The 24,232-nt window shown below is 56.3% G+C and carries 21 protein-coding genes; 9 read left to right on the forward strand and 12 right to left on the reverse strand.

Annotated elements, in window-relative coordinates; all coding sequences use genetic code 11:
- Nucleotides 1–89: 89 nt before the first annotated feature.
- Nucleotides 90–1,085 (reverse strand): taurine ABC transporter substrate-binding protein, encoded by a 996-nt coding sequence (locus tag ABWV47_RS09185; RefSeq protein ID WP_353310974.1) that lies wholly within the window; start codon nucleotides 1,083–1,085, stop codon nucleotides 90–92.
- Nucleotides 1,086–1,487: 402 nt separating this feature from the next.
- Between ABWV47_RS09185 and ABWV47_RS09190 the strand changes: the two genes are divergently transcribed.
- The 5 genes from ABWV47_RS09190 to ABWV47_RS09210 all read left to right on the forward strand — a co-directional run bounded on the left by ABWV47_RS09190 (nucleotide 1,488) and on the right by ABWV47_RS09210 (nucleotide 8,145).
- Entirely contained in the window at nucleotides 1,488–2,888 is a 1,401-nt protein-coding gene (locus tag ABWV47_RS09190) for an aminotransferase family protein (RefSeq protein ID WP_353310976.1), read from the forward strand.
- 104 nt (nucleotides 2,889–2,992) lie between these two features.
- Nucleotides 2,993–3,577 (forward strand): GNAT family N-acetyltransferase, encoded by a 585-nt coding sequence (locus tag ABWV47_RS09195; RefSeq protein ID WP_353310978.1) that lies wholly within the window; start codon nucleotides 2,993–2,995, stop codon nucleotides 3,575–3,577.
- A 45-nt stretch (nucleotides 3,578–3,622) separates the two neighbouring features.
- Nucleotides 3,623–5,083, forward strand: coding sequence for a MocR-like pyridoxine biosynthesis transcription factor PdxR (gene pdxR, locus ABWV47_RS09200; RefSeq protein WP_353310980.1), 1,461 nt, complete (start codon nucleotides 3,623–3,625; stop codon nucleotides 5,081–5,083).
- Nucleotides 5,084–5,199: 116 nt separating this feature from the next.
- Nucleotides 5,200–6,981, forward strand: a complete 1,782-nt coding sequence (xsc, locus tag ABWV47_RS09205) for a sulfoacetaldehyde acetyltransferase (protein WP_353310982.1) — start codon at nucleotides 5,200–5,202, stop codon at nucleotides 6,979–6,981.
- A 3-nt stretch (nucleotides 6,982–6,984) separates the two neighbouring features.
- Complete coding sequence (locus ABWV47_RS09210) at nucleotides 6,985–8,145, forward strand: acetate/propionate family kinase (RefSeq protein WP_353310984.1); 1,161 nt, start codon at nucleotides 6,985–6,987, stop codon at nucleotides 8,143–8,145.
- A gap of 7 nt (nucleotides 8,146–8,152) precedes the next feature.
- Here ABWV47_RS09210 and ABWV47_RS09215 read toward each other — a convergent pair whose 3' ends face one another.
- Entirely contained in the window at nucleotides 8,153–9,004 is an 852-nt protein-coding gene (locus ABWV47_RS09215; RefSeq protein WP_353310986.1) for a phosphate acyltransferase, read from the reverse strand.
- Between the two features lie 36 nt (nucleotides 9,005–9,040).
- Between ABWV47_RS09215 and ABWV47_RS09220 the strand changes: the two genes are divergently transcribed.
- The 4 genes from ABWV47_RS09220 to ABWV47_RS09235 all read left to right on the forward strand — a co-directional run bounded on the left by ABWV47_RS09220 (nucleotide 9,041) and on the right by ABWV47_RS09235 (nucleotide 14,836).
- Nucleotides 9,041–10,189: a citrate/2-methylcitrate synthase gene (locus ABWV47_RS09220; RefSeq protein WP_353310988.1), complete on the forward strand. Its 1,149-nt coding sequence runs from the start codon at nucleotides 9,041–9,043 to the stop codon at nucleotides 10,187–10,189.
- A gap of 66 nt (nucleotides 10,190–10,255) precedes the next feature.
- Nucleotides 10,256–13,054 (forward strand): molybdopterin oxidoreductase family protein, encoded by a 2,799-nt coding sequence (locus tag ABWV47_RS09225; protein WP_353310990.1) that lies wholly within the window; start codon nucleotides 10,256–10,258, stop codon nucleotides 13,052–13,054.
- Nucleotides 13,055–13,202: 148 nt separating this feature from the next.
- Complete coding sequence (locus ABWV47_RS09230) at nucleotides 13,203–13,964, forward strand: 4Fe-4S dicluster domain-containing protein (RefSeq protein WP_353310992.1); 762 nt, start codon at nucleotides 13,203–13,205, stop codon at nucleotides 13,962–13,964.
- Nucleotides 13,964–14,836 (forward strand): dimethyl sulfoxide reductase anchor subunit family protein, encoded by an 873-nt coding sequence (locus tag ABWV47_RS09235; RefSeq protein WP_353310994.1) that lies wholly within the window; start codon nucleotides 13,964–13,966, stop codon nucleotides 14,834–14,836. Before ABWV47_RS09230 ends, ABWV47_RS09235 begins: the two co-directional genes overlap by 1 nt.
- Here ABWV47_RS09235 and ABWV47_RS09240 read toward each other — a convergent pair whose 3' ends face one another.
- The 10 genes from ABWV47_RS09240 to ABWV47_RS09285 all read right to left on the reverse strand — a co-directional run bounded on the left by ABWV47_RS09240 (nucleotide 14,837) and on the right by ABWV47_RS09285 (nucleotide 24,124).
- A complete protein-coding gene (locus ABWV47_RS09240) occupies nucleotides 14,837–15,487 on the reverse strand; it encodes a DUF1523 family protein (protein ID WP_353310996.1) in 651 nt (216 codons plus the stop codon).
- Nucleotides 15,488–15,498: 11 nt separating this feature from the next.
- Complete coding sequence (locus tag ABWV47_RS09245; RefSeq protein ID WP_353310998.1) at nucleotides 15,499–15,762, reverse strand: hypothetical protein; 264 nt, start codon at nucleotides 15,760–15,762, stop codon at nucleotides 15,499–15,501.
- Between the two features lie 10 nt (nucleotides 15,763–15,772).
- Nucleotides 15,773–17,128 carry a DUF6638 family protein gene (locus tag ABWV47_RS09250; protein WP_353311000.1) on the reverse strand — a complete coding sequence of 452 codons (1,356 nt, stop codon included), beginning with the start codon at nucleotides 17,126–17,128 and terminating at the stop codon, nucleotides 15,773–15,775.
- The gene (locus ABWV47_RS09255; RefSeq protein ID WP_353311002.1) at nucleotides 17,121–17,999 is read right to left on the reverse strand and encodes a putative phage abortive infection protein; all 879 of its coding nucleotides are present in this window, start codon (nucleotides 17,997–17,999) and stop codon (nucleotides 17,121–17,123) included. The genes ABWV47_RS09250 and ABWV47_RS09255 overlap by 8 nt, the downstream gene beginning before the upstream one ends.
- 2 nt (nucleotides 18,000–18,001) lie before the next feature.
- On the reverse strand, nucleotides 18,002–18,379 hold the full coding sequence (locus tag ABWV47_RS09260) for a hypothetical protein (protein ID WP_353311004.1): 378 nt from the start codon (nucleotides 18,377–18,379) through the stop codon (nucleotides 18,002–18,004).
- Complete coding sequence (locus ABWV47_RS09265; protein ID WP_353311006.1) at nucleotides 18,380–20,317, reverse strand: AAA family ATPase; 1,938 nt, start codon at nucleotides 20,315–20,317, stop codon at nucleotides 18,380–18,382.
- Nucleotides 20,318–20,366: 49 nt separating this feature from the next.
- Entirely contained in the window at nucleotides 20,367–20,840 is a 474-nt protein-coding gene (locus ABWV47_RS09270; RefSeq protein ID WP_353311008.1) for a hypothetical protein, read from the reverse strand.
- Nucleotides 20,840–21,961, reverse strand: coding sequence for a hypothetical protein (locus ABWV47_RS09275; RefSeq protein ID WP_353311010.1), 1,122 nt, complete (start codon nucleotides 21,959–21,961; stop codon nucleotides 20,840–20,842). Before ABWV47_RS09275 ends, ABWV47_RS09270 begins: the two co-directional genes overlap by 1 nt.
- Nucleotides 21,962–22,447: 486 nt before the next feature.
- Nucleotides 22,448–23,524, reverse strand: a complete 1,077-nt coding sequence (locus ABWV47_RS09280; protein WP_353311012.1) for a coiled-coil domain-containing protein — start codon at nucleotides 23,522–23,524, stop codon at nucleotides 22,448–22,450.
- A gap of 135 nt (nucleotides 23,525–23,659) precedes the next feature.
- Nucleotides 23,660–24,124, reverse strand: a complete 465-nt coding sequence (locus ABWV47_RS09285) for a MarR family winged helix-turn-helix transcriptional regulator (RefSeq protein ID WP_353311014.1) — start codon at nucleotides 24,122–24,124, stop codon at nucleotides 23,660–23,662.
- Between the last annotated feature and the right edge of the window lie 108 nt (nucleotides 24,125–24,232).

Consider the following 24,232-nt stretch of genomic DNA (forward strand, 5'->3'; position numbering starts at 1 on the left):
GCACGACGGTTGGCCCGCCTGTATTTTAGGAAATTTTGAAAATAGTCGGCGCCCGCCCGGAAGCGGGCACCGATCAGTTCTTGGATATCTTACATGCCTTTGGCAGCGGCCAATGGCGCGCTGTTCACGGTGCCATCATAGCTGTCCAAAGCCGCTGGGATAGACCCTGCGTCAACGAATACGCCTGCCACACCCTTCATAAAGCTCTGCGCCGTGCCACCCAGCCAAGCTTCGCCCAACTGCTCATCCACGGTTGGGAACTTGAAGGTCGCCAATGTAGACGCGGTGGCGTCTTCATCCATGCCAGCATCTTTGGCGATCACTGGCAACATCTTGGCTTGATTGGCTTCGTCGGCCCACATCGCATTCGCGTCTGCGGTCACTTTGAGGAACTTGGCAAGCATGTCGCCTTCTTCCGCAATGAAGCCAGCTGGGGCTGTCGTCGCGTCAAACACCAAGATGCCCAACTCTTCTTTTTCAGCACCAGTCAGCAGCACGTTGCCATGTTCGGTCATGCGACGCAGCGCGCCACCCCAACCACAGGCCATGTCCAGCGAACCCTGCGCCAGCGCAGCAGCACCTTCAGCAGGTGCCATGTCCACAACTTCCATGGACGCCACGTCCACCCCAAAGTGATTCATCTGGCTCAGGAAACCATAGTGCGCTGCGGTACCCAGCGGCACTGCAACTTTCTTGCCAGCCAATTCGCCAGCGCTGTCTTTGTCGATCTCAAGACCAGAGGCCACAACACAGTTGTCGTTGTCTGAATAGCTGACAGCCACATCAACAATTTGGATGTCCTGACCAGCACTTGCGGCCACAACAAACGGAGGAACACCTTGGCTGACGGAAATCTGAACGTCACCCGACGCCATCGCCGCGCTCATCGCTGTACCCGTGTCAAAGCTGACCCAGTTGATTGTGGTGCCCAGCGCTTCTTCATACATGCCAGTTTGCTTGGCGTATTGGAACGGCATTGGCCACTCCAAGAAATAGGCCACAGTGATCTCTGCGGTTGCCGCCTGTGCTCCCATCAGCATTGCTGTGGCGGCTGTAGCGCCCAAAAGCGTCTTTTTAAAGCTCATATGTCTTTCTCCCGTTGTCTATAGTGGCGCAACAGCACGTCGGGACCAGCGGGCGTTTTGGCCTCTTTTTTGATCACTGACACAGCGCGTCCTTCTTGATCGGAACGGAATTTCGCCCATCGATCAATGTTTTTTTAGGGAATTCCACCAGCGCACACACCCCTTTTGGGGGGTATTCTATATTTGACTATCTGGTCAAAACCCCTATAAATTAGGTGTTTGCATCCATTTCACACGGTTTTTCTCATTCTGGAGCATCTTGTCTGGCCTTACACGGGCTCCTCGTTTGGCCCTATAATCCTGCTTGAAAAAGTCGCGAGGATGTCGTGGAAATCATCACAATGCGCTCAAATGAGCACAAAAAACAACTTAAAGTTGCATACCTTCAAGGAGTCTAACGCCATGGACGGCACACTGAAAGACAACGACATCAGCCACGTCGTCAATGCAGACAAGGCTCACGTTTGGCATCATCTGGTGCAGCATAAACCGTTTGAAACCAATGACCCGCGCATCATTATCGAAGGCAAAGGTATGCGCGTTTGGGACCAGAACGGTAAAGAGTACATCGATGCTGTTTCCGGCGCCGTCTGGACCGTAAACGTTGGCTACGGACGTGAGCGTATCGCCAATGCTGTTTATGAAAACATGATGAAGATGTGCTACTTCGCGAATGCAGCCGGCAACGTACCGGGTGCACTTTATGCGGAAAAGCTGATCGAAAAAATGCCGGGCATGAGCCGGGTGTACTACACAACCTCAGGATCAGAGGCCAACGAGAAGGCCTTCAAGATGATCCGCCAGATCGCCCATAAGAAATATGGCGGCAAAAAAACCAAAATCCTGTATCGCGACCGCGATTATCACGGGTCCACCTTGGCTGCGATGTCTGCGGGCGGCCAAGATGAACGCAATGTTCAGTATGGCCCCTTCGCTCCAGATTTTGTGCGTGTGCCGCACTGTATGGAGTATCGCAAAGACGAAATTGGCTTGGGCCACCTCTCTGGCCGCGAGTTCGGCATAGCCGCCGCAAACCAGATCGAAGAAGTGATTCTGCGAGAAGGCCCGGACACCGTTGGCGCGCTCTGCCTTGAGCCCGTGACCGCAGGTGGTGGTGTCATCACCCCCCCCGAAGGCTACTGGCAGCGTGTGCAGGAGATTTGCACGCAGTATGACATCCTTCTGCACATCGACGAGGTTGTCTGCGGCATTGGCCGTACCGGCACCCATTGGTTTGGCTATCAGCATTACGGCGTGAAACCTGATTTTGTCACAATGGCCAAAGGGGTCGCTTCCGGTTATGCCGCCATCGCCTGCACCGTCACCACAGAAGAAGTTTTTGAGCTCTTCAAGTCCGACCCTGCTGATAAGCTCGACCATTTCCGCGACATCTCAACGTTTGGTGGATGTACTGCCGGCCCGGCAGCCGCTTTGGAGAACATGGCCATCATCGAAGAAGAAGGCCTTCTCGAAAACTGCACAGCAATGGGGGAGCGTATGATGTCCAACCTGCGGGCCCTCATGGAGAAACACGATGTCATTGGCGATGTGCGCGGCAAAGGTCTCTTCCTTGGGTGCGAGCTGGTAAAAGACCGCGAGACCAAAGAGCCCGTGGATGAGGCCGACATTGCTGCAGTCGTTGGCGATTGTGGCGCCCAAGGCGTGATCATTGGTGCGGCGAACCGCTCCGTGCCAGGCCGCAACAATGTGATTGCATTTTCGCCAGCTCTGATCGCGACGGCTGCAGACATCGACGCCATCACCACTGCTGTGGACAACGCACTTACCAAAGTGTTTGGCTAACACCACACCAACTGTCTGGGAGACGGGGCATCGCCGCGTTTCCCCGCGCCGATCAACCTTCTTGCGGGGTTGGTCGGCGCGCTTCGTTTGAAAGGAAATCTCCGATGTGGCCCGCTCCCGTCACCCTCACCGGCGCATTTTGCACTCTTGTCCCACTTTCTGCAGAACACGCGCCCGATTTGGCAGAGGCCTCTGCGGACGGCGACCTACATCAACTCTGGTACACTTCCGTGCCCAGCCCTGAGGCGGTGCCAAAAGAAATCACCCGCAGGCTGAATTTGCCAGATATGACACCCTTTGCCATCTTGGATACGACAGGCAAGCCCATAGGGATGACCACCTACATGAAGACGGACGCACCAAACCGTCGCGTCGAAATCGGCTCTACGTGGTACCGCAAGTCCGTACAACGCAGCCCGATCAATACTGAGTGCAAGCTGATGATGTTGCGCCACGCGTTTGAAACACTCGATTGTATTGCGGTGACGTTCACCACCCATTTTCTAAACCGGCAATCGCGCACCGCTATTGAACGGATCGGGGCAAAGCTGGACGGTGTTTTGCGCAATCACTCAATCATGGCCAATGGCACGTTGCGCGATACCGCTGTCTACTCGATTTGCCAACATGAATGGCCTGCTGTGAGGGCAAACCTTGAGCATAAGCTGGCAACAATGCCAAAATCATAGAAGTCCAGTTTGCAACCCAGATAAGTCCAGTATAGCGTCGCGACTATGGCTATATCGGTTGAAACCTTTTTCCTCGCACCTGGCTCTCAAGGCACGCTTCAGGCGCAGATCCAGCAAATGATTGCGGAAGGCATCCTGTCGGGACGTTTCAGGCGTGGTGAAAAACTGCCATCTTCACGCAAATTGGCCAGCCACCTGAGCGTCAGCCGCATCACTGTGACACTGGCCTATACCGAACTTCTGGCAAATGACTACCTGTCCTCGCGCGGCCGTTCTGGGTACTTTGTCAGCGAAAATGCCCCGGTTCCGCCCAGCTTTTCCCCGCCCAAAAAACGGGAGGACACCGTTGATTGGACCCGTGCCTTGGGGCGACGGTTTACCGGAGGGGTGACGCCGGACAAACCCAAAGACTGGGCAAAGTATCGCTACCCGTTTGTCTATGGTCAAACCGATCCGAGCCTGTTTGATCACGCCAATTGGCGGCTTTGTGCTCTGCAAGCCTTGGGACAAAAAGACTTCACTGCGCTCACCTCTGATTACTATGACCAAGACGATCCTGAGTTGGTCGAATTCATCGCGCGCAACACCCTGCCGCGCCGTGGCATCATTGCGCGGCCCGAAGAAATTCTGATCACCCTTGGCGCACAAAACGCACTCTGGATCACGGCTCAAATCCTGCTCACCCAACGTCGCACTGCTGCGATCGAGAATCCATGCTACCATGCTTTGCGCGACATCCTGAACCAATCGCGCTGCCATGTGGAACCCATCGATGTCGACACCGACGGGCTCGACCCAGCACAAATCCCCCCGGAAACGGATGTGATCTTCACCACCCCCAGCCATCAATGCCCCACCACCGCCACCATGCCGATGTCCCGTCGTCACGCCCTGCTGGATCATGCGCGCGACATCGACGCGCTGGTGGTGGAAGACGACTATGAATTTGAGATGTCCTTCACCGACTCCCCCTCTCCAGCGCTGAAATCGCTCGATACGGAAGGCCGTGTGATCTATGTGGGCAGCTTTTCAAAATCGCTCTTTCCCGGGTTGCGCCTGGGATATTTGGTGGGCTCTGAAAGCTTCATCCGTGAGGCGCGCGCCCTGCGGGCCTCTGTGTTGCGTCATCCCCCGGGTCACATCCAACGCACCGCCGCGTATTTCCTCTCGCTAGGCCACTACGACGCACTCATCCGCCGCATCCGCGAGGCACTCAAAACAAGACGCGCGATTATGCAAACCGCAATTAATCAATCAGGCTTAGACGTGGCCTGCGCAGGTGCCTTTGGCGGCTCATCATTCTGGATGCAACTTCAAGCAGATAGAGACTCTCAGGATCTAGCCGATACGTTGCGAAACCATGACGTTCTGATCGAACCCGGTAGCTCTTTCTTCTCAGGTGAGCAGGCGCCAAAACACTTCTACCGGCTCGGCTATTCCTCCATTCCCGCGGACCGCATCCCCGATGGCATTGCGCGGATCGCCTCAGTTTTGAAGTCTCCCTAGTTCTGGACCTATCCGGCCATCAGTTTTGGCCCTAACCCCACGTTGCCGCAATCCGTAATTTCTCATCAAAACGACCGCCCGACCACAGGAGTCGGGCGCAGCTTGGAGTTTGCCTCATGAAAATGACCACCGAAGAAGCCTTTGTGAAAGTGCTGCAAAGACATGGCATTGAACATGCCTTTGGCATCATCGGCTCCGCCATGATGCCGATTTCAGATCTGTTCCCCAAAGCGGGCATCATGTTCTGGGACTGCGCCCATGAAGGCTCCGCAGGCATGATGAGCGACGGCTACACCCGCGCTACCGGCAAAATGTCGATGATGATCGCCCAAAACGGCCCCGGCATCACGAACTTCGTCACTGCTGTGAAAACCGCCTATTGGAACCACACCCCGCTGCTGTTGGTCACACCACAAGCGGCCAACAAAACAATTGGCCAAGGTGGCTTCCAAGAAGTCGAACAGATGAAACTGTTTGAAGATATGGTGGCCTATCAAGAAGAGGTGCGTGACCCAACGCGTGTTGCTGAGGTGCTGACCCGTGTGATCAGCCAAGCCAAACGCCTCTGCGGCCCGGCACAGCTCAACATTCCGCGTGATTTCTGGACACAGGTTGTCGACATCGACATCCCTGCACCAATCGAATTTGAAGCCTCCTCCGGTGGCACCAATTCCGTGGCTGACGCCGCAGCCCTGCTGTCTTCTGCCAAGAACCCAGTGATCTTGAACGGCGCAGGCACCGTGCTCTCCGCTGGCGGCATCCCTGCGTCTATGGCGCTGGCCGAACGTCTCGATGCCCCCGTCTGTGTTGGGTATCAGCACAACGACGCCTTCCCCGGCAACCACCCGCTGTTTGCCGGCCCACTGGGTTACAACGGTTCCAAGGCGGCGATGGAATTGATCAAAGGTGCAGACGTCGTGCTGGCCCTTGGCACCCGACTGAACCCGTTCTCCACCCTGCCGGGCTACGGCATGGAGTATTGGCCAGCGGATGCGAAAATCATTCAAGTGGACATCAACCCGAACCGTATTGGCCTGACCAAAAAGGTCGAGGTGGGCATTGTCGGCGACGCCGCCAAAGTGGCGACCGGCATTCTTGAGCAGCTTGCAGAAACGGCAGGCGATGACGGACGCGCGGATCGAAAAAGCCTAATCGCAAAAACCAAATCGGCGTGGGCGCAACAGCTTAGCTCGATGGATCACGAAGACGACGATCCGGGCACCAGTTGGAACGAACGTGCGCGCACAGACAAGCCTGACTGGATGTCCCCGCGCATGGCATGGCGCGCGATCCAATCGGCCCTACCACGCGAAGCAATCATCAGTTCCGACATTGGCAACAACTGCGCCATCGGCAACGCTTACCCTGACTTTGATCAGGGCCGAAAATACCTCGCGCCCGGCCTGTTTGGCCCCTGTGGGTATGGTCTGCCAGCGATTGTTGGCGCCAAAATCGGCCAGCCTGACGTGCCGGTTTGCGGCTTTGCCGGCGACGGTGCATTTGGCATCTCCGTAAACGAGTTGACCGCCATTGGACGCGGCGAATGGCCCGCTGTGACCCAAATCGTCTTCCGCAACTATCAATGGGGCGCCGAAAAGCGGAACTCCACCCTGTGGTTTGACGACAACTTTGTGGGCACGGAGCTTGATACACAGGTGTCTTACGCTGGCATCGCTCAGGCCTGTGGTTTGGAAGGTGTGGTCGCACGCACCATGAGCGAGCTGACCGCTGCGCTGAACAAAGCCATCGACGATCAAATGAACCACGGTAAGACCACCTTGATCGAAGCGATGATCAACCAGGAGCTGGGCGAGCCTTTCCGTCGCGATGCGATGAAAAAGCCTGTGGCTGTGGCAGGCATCGATGCCGCTGACATGGTTCCGCAGAAAGCCGGGTAAGGTATGGTGCAACCCAGCCTCTCAAGCCCTATTCTGGTGCTCAACGCTGGGTCCTCCTCGATCAAATTTGCTGTCTTTGACGGCGATATGACCGAACACATCACAGGCATCGCCGAGGGGATCGGCGGTGCCTCATCATTGACCGTCGCGGGGCAATCCCGCGATGCGCCATTTATAGACCACAAGGCCGCATTGAAGGCTGTCTTGGACGCGCTGAAAAGCAAAGGACTCGCCGTTGCTGATTTGAGCGCAGCTGCCCATCGCGTGGTGCATGGCGGGCGAAAGCTCACGGCACCAGTGAAGATCACCGCAGACGTCCGTGCCGAAATCGCCTCTTGCACACCGCTCGCGCCCCTTCACAACCCGCACAATCTCGCCGCTGTCGATACGTTGGCTGAGATTGCACCAGAGCTGCCGCAATATGCGAGCTTTGACACCTCATTTCACGCCACCAATCCAGACGCCGCCACCCGCTACGCCATCCCACGGATGATGGAAACCAAAGGCATCCGCCGATATGGCTTCCATGGCCTCAGCTATGCGTCCCTTGTGCAAAACCTGCCACAGATTTCCGGCGAAAAACTGCCCTCCCGCCTGTTGGCGTTTCATCTCGGAAATGGCGCGTCGCTCTGTGCCATTAAGAACGGGCAATCCATTGCAACCACCATGGGCTATAGCCCGCTGGATGGCCTGACGATGGGAACCCGCTCCGGAGGCATCGACGCCAATGCCGTGCTGCGGTTGGTCGAGGAAAACGGGCTGAACCGTACAAAGGCGATCTTAAATCACGAAAGTGGCCTGTTGGGCCTCTCAGGCGGCAAATCAGACATGCGCAATCTGATGGTCGATCCTTCAGCAGACAGCGCCTTCGCCATTGAGCATTTTTGCTATTGGTCGCTGCGTCATGCCGGGTCGCTGATTGCCGCCATGGAAGGACTTGATGCCATCGCATTTACCGGCGGCATTGGCGAAAACGCTGTGGGCGTACGCGCCCGTATTCTGCGGTCTTTGGAATGGATCGGCGTGCGCATGGATCCTGATGCCAATCACGCCCGAAAAGCGCGGCTGCATGCGCAAACATCAAAGATTGCCGTTTGGGTGGTTCCCGCACAAGAAGAACGCATGATCGCCAAGGATGCGGCCACCTTGATGGAGGCCGCATGACCCAAGTTTATCCCAACGCCAATGTCACCGCAGTCGCATCGACAATGTCCTGTACGGTTGCACCCCGGCTGAGATCACACACCGGTTTCCGGAAGCCCTGCAAGATCGGCCCCAACGCCTGTGCGCCTGCCAGCTCTTGTGCGAGCTTATACGCAATGTTGCCAGCATCTAGCGACGGAAAAACCAGCACGTTAGCATCTCCGTTGCCCAAACCCTTTTTCTCGGCCACGCGCGGATTGAGCGCGGCATCGCCTTGCACGGGCCCAACGAAGCCAGTGGTCTCGGCCACTGCGCGTATTTTGTCGACACTCGGCCCTGCGCCAGAACTGCCAGTTGAAAACGACAACAACGCCACCTTCGCTTCACCCAAAAGCGCGGCAGCAGAGCGCTCAGAAGCCTGTGCAATTGCGGCCAAAGCCTCCGCATCGGGATCTACGTTCAAGCCACAATCGGCAAAAATCACCTCGCGCCCCTCTGGGAAACGCATCAGGAAAAACGAGCTCGCCACCGACACACCATCGGCCAGCCCAATGCCGATGCTTGCGGCCTCAATCACCTTTTTGGTGGAGGCCACGGCCCCCGCGACCATGGCATCTGCCTCGCCTACGGCAACCATGGCTGCTGCGCGAAACAACGGCCGGCTCACCATGCGCCGCGCCAGCGCCTCCTTTATTCCACGAGCCTCAACAAGCGCCGCAACATACGCATCCGTATTGTTGCCCAGCGTCACAGGTTCACACACCCCGTCAGCCCGCAGCCGCTCTGCCGCCTGTGCAATGCGCGCGTCTTCCATCTCGGGCATCACAACCCGAGCATCACGCCCCTTGGCGCGGTCGATGGCTCTCTCAAGTGCTGACATGTCTTCTCCCCAATTTTCGCGACTAAGGAGCCACCCGTGACAGAAAACGTCAAGATCAACCGCGGCCTCAAAGGCATTTACTTCGAGCGCTCCGGCGTATCTCACATTGATGGCGCAAAAGGCGAACTCTCATATCGCGGCTATTCCATCCACGATCTCGCCACCCAATCCACGTTTGAGGAAGTCTGCTATCTGCTGATCCACGGCGAGCTGCCATCAGAGATGGAATTGGCCGCGTTTGACGCCACCCTGAAAGCCGCGCGTGAGCTGCCAGATCAGGTCTATGACATCATCCGGGCCACCAAAGATGGCCACCCGATGGATGTTTTGCGCACCGCCGTCTCTGCGCTCGCAGCTCTTGAGGCCGACAGCCAAACCACGGGTCCAGAGGCGTTCCTTGCCAATGGTCTGCGCCTGACCTCACAGGTGCCGATGATCATTGCCGCCCATGAACACATCCGCAACGGTCGCGATCCGGTGCCCGCTGACAAGACACTCAGCCATGCTGCCAACTGGCTGTGGATGCTGAAGGGAGAAAAACCTTCTGACGACGCCGCCAAACTCGCGGATGTCGATTTTATCCTGCACGCAGAGCACGGCGCAAATGCCAGTTCCTTTGCCGCCCGCGTCACGATCGGCACCGACACCAACCTGCACGGCGGCATCGTCACCGCGCTGTCCACGCTCACAGGCCCCGCCCATGGCGGCGCAGCCGAAGACGTGATGAAAATGGTGCAAGAGATCGGCACGCCCGACAACGCCGCGGCCTACGTGAAAGCCAAACGCAAAAACCGCGAAGCTGTGACTGGCTTTGGCCACCGTGTCTACCGCGCCGAAGACCCACGCGCGCGCCACATGCGCGACGGCGTCAAAAAGCTTGGCGAAGAAATGGGCGCACCGGAATGGTACGAAATTCTGCAAGGTGTCGTTGACGCCATGAAGCCATACGCCCGTCACGGCCTCAACGTGAACGTCGATTTCTACTCCGGTGTGATCTATCAATTGCACGGCATCCCGATGGATCTCTACGTGCCAATCTTTGCCATCGGTCGCATGCCCGGATGGATCATCCAATGCATCGATCAGCAGGAAAGCAACATCCTGATCCGGCCCCTAACTCTCTACAACGGACCAGATATGCGCCCATATACGCCACTCAAAGACAGAGATTCGTCTATAACTTGACATTGCACTGGACAGATTTCCCGTCAATATGGCCCGAACCGGGACAAAAACACCGAAAGACCCCACATGACCTTTCAGCAGCCCCAGCTTGATACCTCACCCAAAGTTTCGGACGAGGTACGCCAGACAACTTGCTACATGTGCGCCTGCCGCTGCGGCATCAACGTGCATATGAAGGACGGGAAAGTCGCCTATATCGAAGGCAACCGTGATCACCCGGTGAACAAAGGGGTGCTCTGCGCCAAAGGTTCTGCGGGCATCATGCAGGTCAACGCACCTTCGCGCCTCAAAAAGCCGCTCAAACGTGTCGGCCCGCGCGGCTCAGGTGAATACGAAGAGATCAGCTGGGAAGAGGCCATGTCCACCGCGGTGGGCTGGCTCACGGAATTGCACGAAACCGCACCACACAAACTGGCCTTCTTCACCGGTCGCGACCAATCCCAAAGCTTTACTTCTTTCTGGGCCCAGCATTTCGGCACCCCAAACTACGCGGCCCACGGTGGCTTTTGCTCGGTCAACATGGCCGCAGCAGGCATCTACACAATGGGCGGGGCCTTTTGGGAATTTGGCCAACCCGATTGGGATCACACAAAGCTCTTCATGATCTTTGGCGTGGCCGAAGACCACGACAGCAATCCCATCAAAGCAGGCATTGGCAAAATCAAGGCCAACGGTGCCAAAGTGATCGGCGTCAATCCTGTGCGCTCTGGCTACAATGCTGTGGCTGACGAATGGGTTGGCATCACACCCGGCACAGATGGGCTGTTCATCCTTGCGCTGATTCACGAGCTGATGAAAGCCGGCAAGATCGACCTGCACTACCTTGCGCAATACACCAACGCCGCCGGGCTGGTGGATGCGGAAACCGGCCTTCTGATGCGCGATGCGGATGGCAAACAGCTGGTCATTGATCGCACCACCGGTAAGCCCACCCCCTTTGATCAAAAAGGGGTGCGTCCGGATTTGTCAGCCACCTATCAGGGCAACAAGACCGTCATGCACCTGATGGCCGAAAAGTATCTCGACCCACAATACGCGCCGGAAAACGTGGCAGAGCGCACAGGCATCTCTGCGCAGAAAATCAAAACCATCGCCGCCGAACTCGCCCGCGTCGCCTTTGAAGAGGCTTTCGAACTCGACCAGGAATGGACCGACTTCCGCGGCGAGACCCACAAAACCATGACAGGCCGCCCGGTCAGCTTCCACGCCATGCGCGGCATCTCCGCCCACTCCAATGGCTTCCAGACCTGTCGCGCGCTTCACGTGCTGCAAATTCTGCTTGGCACAGTCGAAGTCCCCGGCGGGTTCCGCTTCAAGCCGCCTTACCCCAAACCCGTTGAGGCACACCCAACGCCACACGGCTACGGCCGCCCCGGCAAACCCCTTGCCGGCCCCCACCTCGGTTTCCCGCGCGGTCCTGAAGATCTGCAAATCAACGAAGACGGCTCTGCCTGCCGCATCGACAAGGCCTTCACATGGGAAAACCCTATGTCTGTGCACGGCCTGATGCACATGGTGATCTCCAACGCCCACGCCCAAGATCCCTACCCGATCGACACCCTGTTCATGTACATGGCCAACATGTCGTGGAACTCCTCGATGAACACCTCAGGCGTGATCAAGATGCTAACCGACCGCAACGACGATGGTGGTTACCGCATCCCGCGTATCATCTATTCGGATGCCTACAGTTCTGAAATGGTCGCTTATGCCGACCTTATCCTGCCCGACACCACCTATCTGGAACGCCACGATTGTATCTCGCTGCTGGACCGCCCGATTTGTGAGGCTGACGGCGCTGCAGACGCCATTCGCTGGCCCGTTGTGGAGCCTGACCGCGATGTGCGCGGCTTCCAGTCGGTGTTGATCGAGTTGGGTGCCCGCATCGGCCTGCCGCATTTTCTCAACGAGGATGGCACGCCAAAATGGAAAGACTACGCCGACTATATCGTGAACCACGAGCGCCGGCCCGGTGTTGGCCCACTGGCGGGTTTCCGCGGCGAAAACGGTGATCAATTTGGCCGTGGCGCCGTAAATCCCGAGCAATTGGACAAATACATCGAAAACGGCGGATTTGCGATCCAGCATGTGCCAGATGCAGCCCGTTACATGAAACCGTGGAACCAAAACTACCAAGACTGGGCGGTAGAAATCGGCCTGTTTGATGCGCCCCAACCTTTCCTGTTCCAGCTCTACGTGGAACCGATGCGTAAATTCCAACGCGCTGCGGAGGGTCATGGTGATCGCCAACCTCCGGATCATTTGCGCGAGCGCCTCAAAGAGGTCATGGATCCCCTGCCTATCTGGTACGCCCCCCTTGAGGACAGCCGCGTCGATCCCGAAGAATTTGACGTACACGCGCTCACCCAACGCCCCATGGCGATGTACCACAGCTGGGGCACGCAAAACGCTTGGCTGCGCCAGTTGCATGGCGAAAACCCACTCTACCTGCCCACCAAACTCTGGCAGAAACACGGTTTTGCAGAGGGCGACTGGGCCCGCGTGACCTCTGCCCATGGCGAAATCACCGTGCCCGTGGCCCATCAGGCCGCGCTGAATGAAAACACCGTTTGGACATGGAACGCGATTGGCAAACGCAAAGGTGCTTGGGCGCTGTCAGACGATGCGCCGGAAGCCACAAAAGGCTTCCTGCTCAATCATCTGATCCACGAGCTACTCCCGCCCAAAGGTGACGGGTTGCGATGGGCCAATTCCGATCCCATCACCGGCCAGGCCGCTTGGTTTGACCTGCGTGTGAAACTCGAGAAAGCAGACGCCCCAACCGAAAGCCAACCAGCGATGGACCCGCTAAAGTCTCCAGTGCCTCAAGGCCCGGGTGAGCTCAAATGGAAGGTCGGCAAATGACCCACGCGTCTTATTTCTTTTGGCAAAAGGTCTCATTTGAAAATCGCAGCCTCGCTGTGAATGGGCCCGCCACAGTCCACCACTTGCTGCGCAAAATCCGCACCTCCGCAATACAGTCGCAATACCGACGCAATACCGATGGGGCAAAATGACCGATTTACCCACCTCAACCGACCGCAAACTCGGCCTTGTGATTGATCTGGACACTTGTGTCGGCTGCCACGCTTGCGTGATCTCTTGCAAAGGCTGGAACACCGAAAACTACGGCGCGCCGCTCAGTGATCAACGCCCCTATGGCACCGAACCGATGGGCACGTTTCTCAACCGGGTACACAGCTATGAAGTCCAGCCCGAAGAAGGCTCTGCTCAAACTGTCCACTTCCCAAAGTCTTGTTTGCATTGTGAAAATGCGCCCTGCGTCACGGTCTGCCCGACGGGGGCAAGCTATAAGCGGGTCGAAGACGGCATTGTGCTGGTGAATGAAGACAACTGCATCGGCTGCGGTCTCTGCGCTTGGGCCTGTCCTTATGGCGCACGCGAGCTTGATCAAGCCGAAGGTGTGATGAAGAAATGTACGCTTTGTGTGGACCGCATCTACAACGAAAACCTGCCCGAAGAAGACCGTGAACCCTCCTGCGTGCGCACCTGCCCCGCCGGTGCCCGCCACTTCGGAGACTTCGCCGATCCGCAATCAAATGTAAGCCAACTGGTTGAAAATAGAGGCGGTTTTGACCTCATGCCAGAAATGGGCACGGCGCCGGTGAACAAATACCTGCCGCCGCGTCGGAAAGATTCCTGGGATGACCAGAGCCTGCTGGCCCCACTTCTTGAGCCCGTCGCAGATGAGCCCAAAGGTTTCCTTGGCTGGCTTGACAACGCCCTCGACAAACTGCCCGGAGGGTCCGCCTGATGCACCCAGCACCATCCGTCATCGTATTTTCTACCCTCTCCGGCCTTGGCTTTGGTTTGCTGTTCTGGCTTGGCGTAGACTCAAGCCCTCCGAAAGGCCTGTCAGGCTTTATTTTCTTTGCAATCGCCTATGCACTCGCCGTCGGCGGCTTGCTCTCCTCTACCTTCCATCTAGGACATCCCGAGCGGGCTTGGCGCGCGCTGAGTCAGTGGCGTACCAGCTGGTTGTCTCGTGAAGGCGTCTGTGCCGTTGTCGCCCTATGCATCATGGGTCTGTATGCGGCAGCCTTGATCTTCTTTGGCTTCCACGCGCCTGTCACAGGGTTGATAGGTGCGGGATTGTCGCTGTTTACCGTCTTCACCACATCGATGATTTATGCGCAACTCGACACCGTGCCCCGTTGGAAAACCCCTTTGACGCCAGCGCTTTATCTCAGCTTTTCGCTGGCTGGCGGCGCACTTTTGTCAGGCCGGGTGAACTATGCCATCCTGTTGCTCATTGTTGCCGCAATCATCCAGTTTGTCTGGTGGCAGCGGGGCGACACAGCCCTTGCGGACAGCGGCTCGGATCTCGGCACAGCCACCGGCCTTGGCGAACGTGGAACCGTACGCTCGATGGCGCATCCCCACACTGCGCCCAACTACTTGGTCAAGGAATTCATCTACATCATAGGTCGAAAACACGCGCAAAAACTGAGAGTGATCGCCTTTGGATTGACGTTTGTCATACCCGTGATCCTGCTGGTTTTGCCGTTCAATCACGTGTTTGGCGTGCTGGCTGTTCTCAGTCACGTCGCAGGGGTAGCCACATCTCGATGGCTGTTCTTCGCAGAGGCCGAACACGTTGTCGGCCTCTACTACGGCGCGCGATAGTCAGCGAGATTTACCCTTGAACGTATCAAGCCAGGCGCGGAACCGTCCGCGCCTTTCCGCGACGTTGTCACTCGCGGCATCCCAACTGTAACCAACATCTTCCAGAACCGGATCAATCCGTGCCTCTCGAAAGCGCCGCCAGCGCACATAAATGGCCCAGAAAATCGCTGCCAACAGCGTCAGGAATATGATGTTGAACCACGGGATGACCCGCATATCTGGCCCGGTCGCGGGTTTGATCGCTACGGCATTCGGGAAAGCTGACAAGAACTCGTTGCGCCACCCATAGTGGGTGATCACAACCCACTCGGGGGCATCCTTTGTGGAAATCGCGTCATTGGCTTCGGTGTACAAATTCGCTGTGTCGAATTTGAAATACGGTGGCCAACTCCAGCCGGTATCTTCATTGCGATAGACCCATGCTTTGTCTTTGCTATTAAAGCCCTGAATGAATTGCACATCGCGATTGATCAGCCCTTCAGATTGCGTGTCTGGTTTGGACCAGAAAATCCGGGTCCAATCGCCAAGTTCCTGACGTTCCTCGTAAGTACCGACAATCCGCACAATGTCACGTTGCGGCAGCGTATAGTGTAGCCAGGCGGCAAAGGCACCCCAAAACAGGATCCGGAAAATCCATTTTACATAAACCATTTAAGCGGCCCTTACATGAAGTTGATGACGTAGATCAGAATGGCGACAAAACACACAGGAACAATATAGACACCCAAAATCAATTTGCGACGCAGCGAGTTGTCATACTCTTCCAATCCGTGGGTCACAAAAGCATCCTGATCACCCGTCATACCCTCGTCGTCCCACTGCGCTTTGAGCTTAGCGCGCCTGACAGCGCGGGAATACAAGGACAGACAGAAATAGATCACCGTCAATACGATGAACCCGATGACCACCAATCTAACCAATCCCATATCCCCCTCCTTACTTCCGCTGAATCGCGCCCCATGGTCCAACCCGCGCGATCATATCGTCAGACACACGTCGACGCGATACCCTTGGCATGTCCAGCGGTTCGTCAAATCCAAACAGCGCCTCACGCGCCCCGGCCTTGTCCACTTGATACTCCCGCTCCAAGAAATCCGCGACGAAGCTTTTCTTGGTCTCAGACCAGCGGCCATACAGTGCGTAAAATAGCTCTTTGTGACAAATGAACAGCTGGCGAATATCCTTTGGTGCCAGTTCCGCCAGAAGCATGTTCACCAAATCAGCTTGATCCGTTTCTGTTGCCCGCAAAGTGTAGAAATAGGCCGGATGATCACTGGTGACCTTGGGCCATTTGCCATTGTTGTCCGCCCAATCCACCATCTGACGCAGCGCGTGGTACTCTGGTGGCAAGGCGTCGGCATGGTTGCGTGCCAAACGACGAATGTCACTGCGCGTCGCGTCCGTCAGATCAACACCTGCTTCTTGGGCGGCATCCACCACAATGAAATCCATCTTCTGGCGCAGGATCGCGCTGCCATCCACACTGCGCGCTTTTACAATCGGCTCAGCCAGATCGTTGTAGTCCAAGAATTTTGCAATCTGGTTGCGGTCTGAAAAATCAAAGGTGTATTTGATCGCAAGCTTGCCCAAGTCGGTCTTGTCACCTGCCGTGATCACCGCTGGATGCGCCACACCACGGAACAGATACACCCCGCCAAAATATGACGTCCAGTAGTCTTGCTGATCAAAGGCCATGTGCTTGAGCGTCACCGGGTTGCGGGTCACGTCACCGGTGCGTTTGGCCAGCGTGATCATGTCGGCAATCAGCACATCGTCAAACCAACCGTCTTCGTCCTGCTTAAACCGATCCGCCAAGGCCCCCAGTTTTTCCGCATCGCGCAGCGTACCTTCGGTGGTGTCCGCCTCAATGGACACCTTGCGGATGTCGAACAACCGGCTTGGCTCGCTCACCGAAAACACGGAGTTCACCAGCTCGCCTGCGACGGCATCCCGCGCGGTCAGGGCAAAAAGCTGTGGCTCATTTTCCTCAATGAAATGCCGCAGAATTTCGCGGCTGGTGGAGAACTTGATGTTCAACAGCGGCGCGGATTTCTGATCCGTGGTCAGCAGAATGAACTGCCGGTTGCAGCCCCCGTGATTGAGGTAGAGATGGTCGTCCAGCTCATCGCCAACCTCCGGCGAGTACCCCGAGATATCGATGTGAAAATCGGTGAGGTTGGTGGTCTTGCCCGTCAGATGTTTAAGCGCCCGGTTGTAGCGCTCCACCAAAACCGGCGAGGCCACTTCGATCAGGTTGCCAAACATCAGACCACGTTGGATCAGTCTATGCATCGGTTCCCTCCAATGGTACCCTTTCCCCTCTCAAGAAGGAATGAACAAACTTTCTGTGAGCAGGGTCTAGAAGTTGCGACACAGGCAAGTTGTCAAATAGCCGGAACTCGATAGCGTACTCCTGAAAGTCCTCGCCATGCGAAACAAGACAATTGTAAAAAAGAAGCAACAGTTCCTGGTTAGAAAGCAGAGCTCTTAACAATTTTGCGTGGTGCTCGGCCGCATCCGAAGATTCAGAAACCACTCTAAAAGAGTTAAAAAGAAAACGAAAATAGTGACCAAGGTTTGGTTGATTTTTTTCCCAAAAAAAGTCGTAGGGAACGCGAATTTTCTCTAATTCGCTCCAGTCGTTTGCTTTGTAGTTCTCGTACTTTCTCTTTAGCCGCCCATAAAAAATGGAAAAGCAGTCTCGTCCGGAAGTTAATCCAAACTCGTCACTTTGCAGGTCAATCGCTTCGACTATGTTATTGTGGGTAGCAATCAGTTCAAAAACAGTACTTTCGAACCGTTGGCGTCGAGCAAGCTTGTTCATTGTCTCGAACTCTTTTCTGGTTCGGTACAGTTCTTTTCTCTGCTCGGCTAATTCTTGGCTTTGCAACATCACAGTCACGATGATCCAGACAAAGGCTAAAGCACCCGCAAAACCAGCCAATGCGTCGCCCACTTCATTGGGGGGCGCATTCAGAAACAACTTCCACTTTGGTTCACAAATCTGCCTTCCCCAAAAATCAGAAGCGCAGGTAATATGAAGGCCCATCAAAGCCATTGTCCCCAAAATAAGGGCGGTTGTTACGATACCCCATACCATCGGGTTGCTAGCACGCCAAAAGGCTTCCTTTTTCTCGTTGATCCCTTCGGAAGTCGTCGCCATACTCACCGCTCCCCCACCGCAATGTCCTGCCCGCGCCGCGCTTCCACGCCCTGCGCATGGCCAAACCACACCAGTCCCAAAATCGGTGCCCAGACAATTGCCGCCATCAGCGACAGCCGCAAATGCACCCAAGCCGCGCCCAGCGGGTCAATCTCAAACTGCCCCACAGCCTCAAACCCACGCATCTGGCTGACGCCAATTGAAATCATAAACCCAATCGCCAGCAAAAACGCCGCCGACAGCGCGATCCCGTGCAGCACCTTGCCGTGCGAGCGTGTCTGACGATCGACCAGCACACGCGGCAACAGAACCGCCAACAGCGCCAAAACGCTCAGCGGCACCGCCGTGTTGAAAAACCCGATGCTGTCGATCACAAACACTTACGTTTTGCCCTCCAGATACCGCCGCTTCGCCGCCTCGGACCGCTGCATGTCGCGCACCATGTTGGAGATCGCAACCTCATCGGATTTGTCGGCATAGCGGAACTCGCTATCGGCATAGCGGTTGATCTCCTGCACCACCATGTCGGTGGTGATCGGCACGCGCAGCTCGTTAATCATGACCTTCTTGGTGTCGTAGTCTTTGGCCAAGAACAGCTCCGGGTTTTCCATCCACTCGTCCGGCAATTCAAAGTCCATCGCGCGGACTTTCACCGCATCGGTGATGTTCTTGATCGCCCGCCCCGTAAAGCGCGGATCAGCCTCCTGAATCGCCTTCAGATAGGTGCCCATCTTGGCAATGGTGTCCAACTCGCCCACCTTCCCATGCACCTTATCAAAAACGTTCATCAACCCCGGCTCATGTGGCCGCGAATGGCTCTCAAAACTTGCCGCCACAGCCTTCTGAATCGCCTGCGCCTCAAACAACTCGTGATCGCCCAGCGCAATGTTGTGGTTCTTGCCCATCAACAGCGCAAGGATATCGATGTAATCCTCTTGCGTCTGCGGCCCATCCACCAAGAACCGCGCCCCGGCCCGCTGTCGCAGCGCATCATCGACGTTTTCGGGATAGTTGGAGAACATGCCAAAGGTACAGTTCCCACGCACCACGGTGTTGGCGCCCGCAAAGGCCTCCATAAACACCGCCGTGACCTCCTGCTGTCCTGCCGAGCTTTGCCGATCCCCACGTTTGCCCGCGATCTGGTCAATGTCATCAATGGTGCCAAAGCCAATCACCTGCGGGTCCAGCACATTTTGCACAAAGGCCTTGGCGTTCTGCCCTGACTTGCCCTGATAACTGTCGATATTGTCGATGCCAAAGTTCTGATAGCGGAAGGCATAGCCAGCCACCTGACAATAGTCGTTGATCAGCCCCGCCATCATCTGAATGAGTGTGGTTTTCCCGGTCCCCGGCGCGCCATCACCCATGAAGGTGAAGATAAACCCACCCAGCTCCGCAAACGGATTGAGCCGCCGGTCAAAGTCATAGGCCATCAGCATTTTGGCCAGCTTCATCGCCTGATATTTGGCGATATGGTTGCCCACAACTTCGTTGGGTTTCTTGAAGCTCATGGTCAGCGTGGAGCCTTTGGCGGCCCGCGCTGGCGTAAACCCGTTGATGGTCAGATCATCCGCTTCAACCTTCCAGCTCGCCCCAACAAAGGCCCCCAACTGCGGCGCATTCTGCGCCCGCAAGGCGACTTTCTCCATCAGCTGCTCGGCAAAGGCACAGACACAGGCGACCAGCCGGTCTTCATCAGACACCAGCGCTGCGATATCCTGATCCAGCTCCCACAACGCGCCATGCAAGGCCAACTGCGCATTGTCGGTCAGAACCTCCTCGACTTCGCCAACCTCAACCTGCGTCTCGCCGAGCAATGGCGCCAACAAGAACGACGTCGCATTGGCAAAGACATAAGACACCGCCAAAGCCTCCGCCGCCAAAAGCTCAGAAAACTCGGTCTTCTTGTCCGCCCCCAGCGCCCCTGCGAGATTGTCACGCTTCAAATCCGCCAGGCCAGAGCTTTCGGCAAAATTCTCCCCAACCGCCAAAGCAATCGCCAACGCGCGCCGCAACCCATGCATCACATTGGCTTGCACCGGCGACACCAACGGATCGTCCCCGCCTGCGCCCTCAATACGTTCCACCAGATGCACCCCTTCCGGCCGCGCGGTCGAGCGCGTCACCAACCCCGGCGTGGTGCTGCGAAACCGCCGCCGTGTGCCAATCCCGCTGGACCGCTCCGGCGCGGCAACGGGGTCTTTGCCCTTGGCAATCCGCGGCGTGTGATCAAACCCATCCAGCATCCCCACAGCCGCGTCATAATGCTTGCGAATATCCTCTTCGCGCAGCTCCATCTGATCGTTTGTCAGGCTCATCTCATTTCTACCTTAAGCATATTTTTCAAATTACCACCGACGCTCGCCTTTAGGCGTCACCTGTTGGCTGAAACTCGCACCAACGCTTCTCGCCATAGTCTTCTGGCAACAGTAATCCTTCCCAAGTCCCTGCTGGCCAGCGCTGATCGACATGAGCGATGGCGTACTCAATCATTTGGGCTTCATCGGCCAAGACGAAGGCTACCAGAAAGTCATCAGCCAAGTCGCGGGGGCCGTTCAGAGGTTTGGTGACACAATGAACATCCCCGGCTTTCTGCAACATCCACTCTTTTGGTGCCAATCCACAAGGTAGCTTCCAAACACCTGAAACTTCTTCATAGCCGCAAGTGTTCGGAAAAAACCCGACGTCATTTGCCCAAACCTCAAACTCCGAAAGGCTATCTGAACGTTCCAACGCTTGCTGAAGGTCCTGAAGCTCATCCCAGTCCGCGGCCCGAAAGAACGCAGAGGTGCAAAAAACAGCGACCGTGACCACTATAAAGAAGATGGAGACCCCTTTCATCAATACCGCAACACCCGCCCTTGCGGGCTCACCACATACTTCGTCACACTGCCAAAGCCCGGCGGGTTGAGCTCTTCAAGCGCCTGAAACGGCCGCTGTGGCAGGATGATCGAGCGCTCCATGCTGGTTGCCCCCGTGTCCGCGCCGTGCCCAGCAAAGGGGTCCAGTGCAAAGACCTGCCGCTCCACGCTCCCAAACCAGCCAGAGCGCTCATCCTGCACCCGCTCACTCACCAGATCTTCCGTGGTCCAGGCCAACGTCCAGTCTTCGCCCTCCGGTGCACGTGCTGCCTCCAAAACTTCCCGGATCGGTCCGCTTTGTCGGGTGAAAGCGCTCGAATACATCGGCCCAACATGAATACGGCGTAGCCGCTTGGGATGCAGATCGTCAAAACTCTCATCAAACCCTTTGGCGATGGTCACAAGCTTCAGCCCCGCCACGGCCTGCGCCATCAAATGCGCCTGCACCTCCGGCCACCGCCGCTCATCTTTGGGCAAAGCCCGCCGCCCAGTGTCTTCCAAATCCATCAGGTAAATCGTTGGCAAGTTGATCTGGCTGTCATAGACCGCCCAATGCAGCAAGAACTTGCGCCGCCGCTCTGACAGATTGCCTTGCCAACGCACCTCCGGATGATTCTGTGCCCAGAACAATTCGCCTTTCAGAAGCTCTTCATAATAGAGCCGCTGGCTGAGCGCGAATTGCAGCTTCGTCGGCACTTCCTGATCGCCAATAATGGCGCGCAGCATGTCGTCTTTGAGCTGCTCCGCGCTTGGCATATTGCGCAGATGGCTCTGCGCTTGCTGCGCGTCATTGGCCATCACCAACAGCTCATTGAACATCGGAAAACCGCTCTCCACCGCATCCATAGCAAGGCTGCCAAAGAACTGCCCGGTCGCACGCCCCACCAGCAGATACTTCATGCTCAGTGCTTTGAACGTATAGCCAATCGCCGCCAAATAGCGCGTGAGGATCTCTACCTCATTGTCGCCCAACGCACCTTCAGCCGCCCGCGCCGCCGCCACCTGCGTCAGATGCTCGGTGATGCGCTCAAACTTCTGAAAATACCGCCGCGACGCGCGGGTCTCCATCAAAGCGGTTTGGTCTTTGGTTGTGTCAGTCATTTTCCTCCTCCGGGACACGCAGTGTCACGGATCGTACCTGCCACCGCCGCCCAGAGCCGGCACGAGATAGTTACGCTGGCAACAGTCAAAACCCCTAAAAACTTAAGGTTAGGCAGCGTCAATCCGACAGCCGCCAGCGGGCCCGGGCGCAATCCCACCGCACTAAGTGTCTCAACTTTCACTGGTGGGTCTCCTTCGCTTCAAGAACCCGCGTCTCACCAAAACACTGATAACGATCAATACGGCCAAAAGCGCAGATTCGCCCGCCCACATCAGGGTATCAACTTCAACGCTTTCTTGGCCGACATATGCTGAAACACCAAGAATCTGCAAAAAAAGTAAGGTTATAAAACCCGACCACCACTTGTCGGCTCTCCCTACAAAAAGAGCAGCCACTACATCGACCGTACAGACAATGGAGCGCCATGAAGAACGCCCAAAATTCCCAATATAGGAGTTCGTTACCTTCATGAGATCGGCAGCAAGTTACGCCCCATACAAATTCTTATCGTGCTTCTCGACAATTTTCTGGAACCGACGCGCAAAACGCTCATCCGCCTTGGCTTTCGCTTCCAACACATCGCGCGCAAACACCATGTGTTCTTCATGCGCCTCCATCATGTCTGCCATTTTTTGGTTGGTCGCCGTCCCAATCGCCGCCATAGACGCCTGCGCCTCTTTGTCGGTCTCCACACCAATCTCGTTGATGCGGTGCGCAATGTCCTGCTGCTGCGCCGTCTTAAGCGATTTGGTCAACGCGTCATAGAGCACCACGCGCTGCTTTGTGTCTGTCTGCAGCTTGTTGATCAGCACCATCTGCGTCGCCGCTTGGTTCTGCAGTGAATCAACCCAGGTCTTACCCTTTTCGATATAGCGCTCCAGCGTCTGGCTTTTGGCCAGCTTCACCTGCTCCTGCTGCACCATCTCGTTGTAGGCCTTGTTCAGATCCGCCAACTCGGTCTCAAGTTTGGTGCGCGCCGCCGCGTCTTGTTCAACCGCAATCTTATTCTCAACGGCGATGATATCGGGGTCCATGGCGAGGATCTCCGCCCGCAGGCTTTCCAACTCCCCTACCGTGAATTCGCGTTCATCCAACGTCTCGGTCAGGTTCTGCTCCACCTTCACCTTCTGCTCTTCCAGAACCCCCAATTGGCCCTCCAAAAGCTTGGTGATCACATCCGACTTTGCGATCAAATCTTGCAGCTTGTCATCGATGCTGGCGGTTTTGATCCGCTCGGCACGCATGCTTTCTGATTTGCCGCGGCTGAACACCCCAACAAAAGCTTCCCAGCCGGTTTTGTCGCGCATCTGGTCAAAGTCTTTGGAAAACGCAGCAGTCACGTCATCCAGCCCCATGATCAACTCCGCAATATTGCTGTTCATCACATCTGTGTGCGCATGCACTTCATCCAACGTGGCGTTTTCAATATCGATCGCCACATCCTCGCCGGTCTTCATCTTCGCCCGCGCAGCATCAATACGGCCGGTCAGTTCTGCAATTTTGCTCTGTGCTTCGGCCACTTGCGCCTGAGACTCGCGCACCTGCGTTTCAAAATTCGCCATAAAACACTCCCTCTTTCCAATGTATTGAGCCTGATATGGGTAATGTTACTCACATTTACATCGGACTCGGATTCAATTTGCGCAGAGTGTTGCAAATGTACCCGACAAAAGAAAGAGCTCGTGATGGTACACCCGCTATTGGGGCAATTTGGCACCGCCCCGCACGCTGGCTTCAAGCCCACCTCGCAATTTTTTCATCGATGCGATCACCGTCATCAGTTCCTCTTCAGACATGCCGGTGGCGTCTGCCACGCAACTGGCAATCCCTTTCACTTTGGCCTGCAGGGAGTACCCCTCCTCGGTCAGCGACACACGTACCCGACGCTCATCCTCTGCATCTCTCGCCCGCGCCACCAACCCCGTTCTTTCCATACGCTTAAGCAGAGGCGTCAACGTGCTGCTTTCCAATCCAAGGGCTACGCCGAGCCCGTTTACAGTCTGATCGTCCTGCTGCCACAACAAAACCAGCACCAGAAACTGCGGATACGTCAGCCCGTGCGGCGCCAACAGGGTTTTATAGAGCCGCGAAAACGCATGCTCTGTGCTGTACACTTCAAAACACAGCATGCGCTCCAAGACCGACGGGGGGGCGTTGTTCATATCATATCTCCTTAAGCCCCAAATAAATCGCACGCGATTAAATCGCAAGGATTGACGAATCGAGATGGCAGCATTAAGACGTGCGCAATTAAATCGCACACGACTTAA

Source organism: Shimia sp. NS0008-38b (genome assembly GCF_040370365.1).
Classification (GTDB): Bacteria; Pseudomonadota; Alphaproteobacteria; order Rhodobacterales; family Rhodobacteraceae; genus Shimia.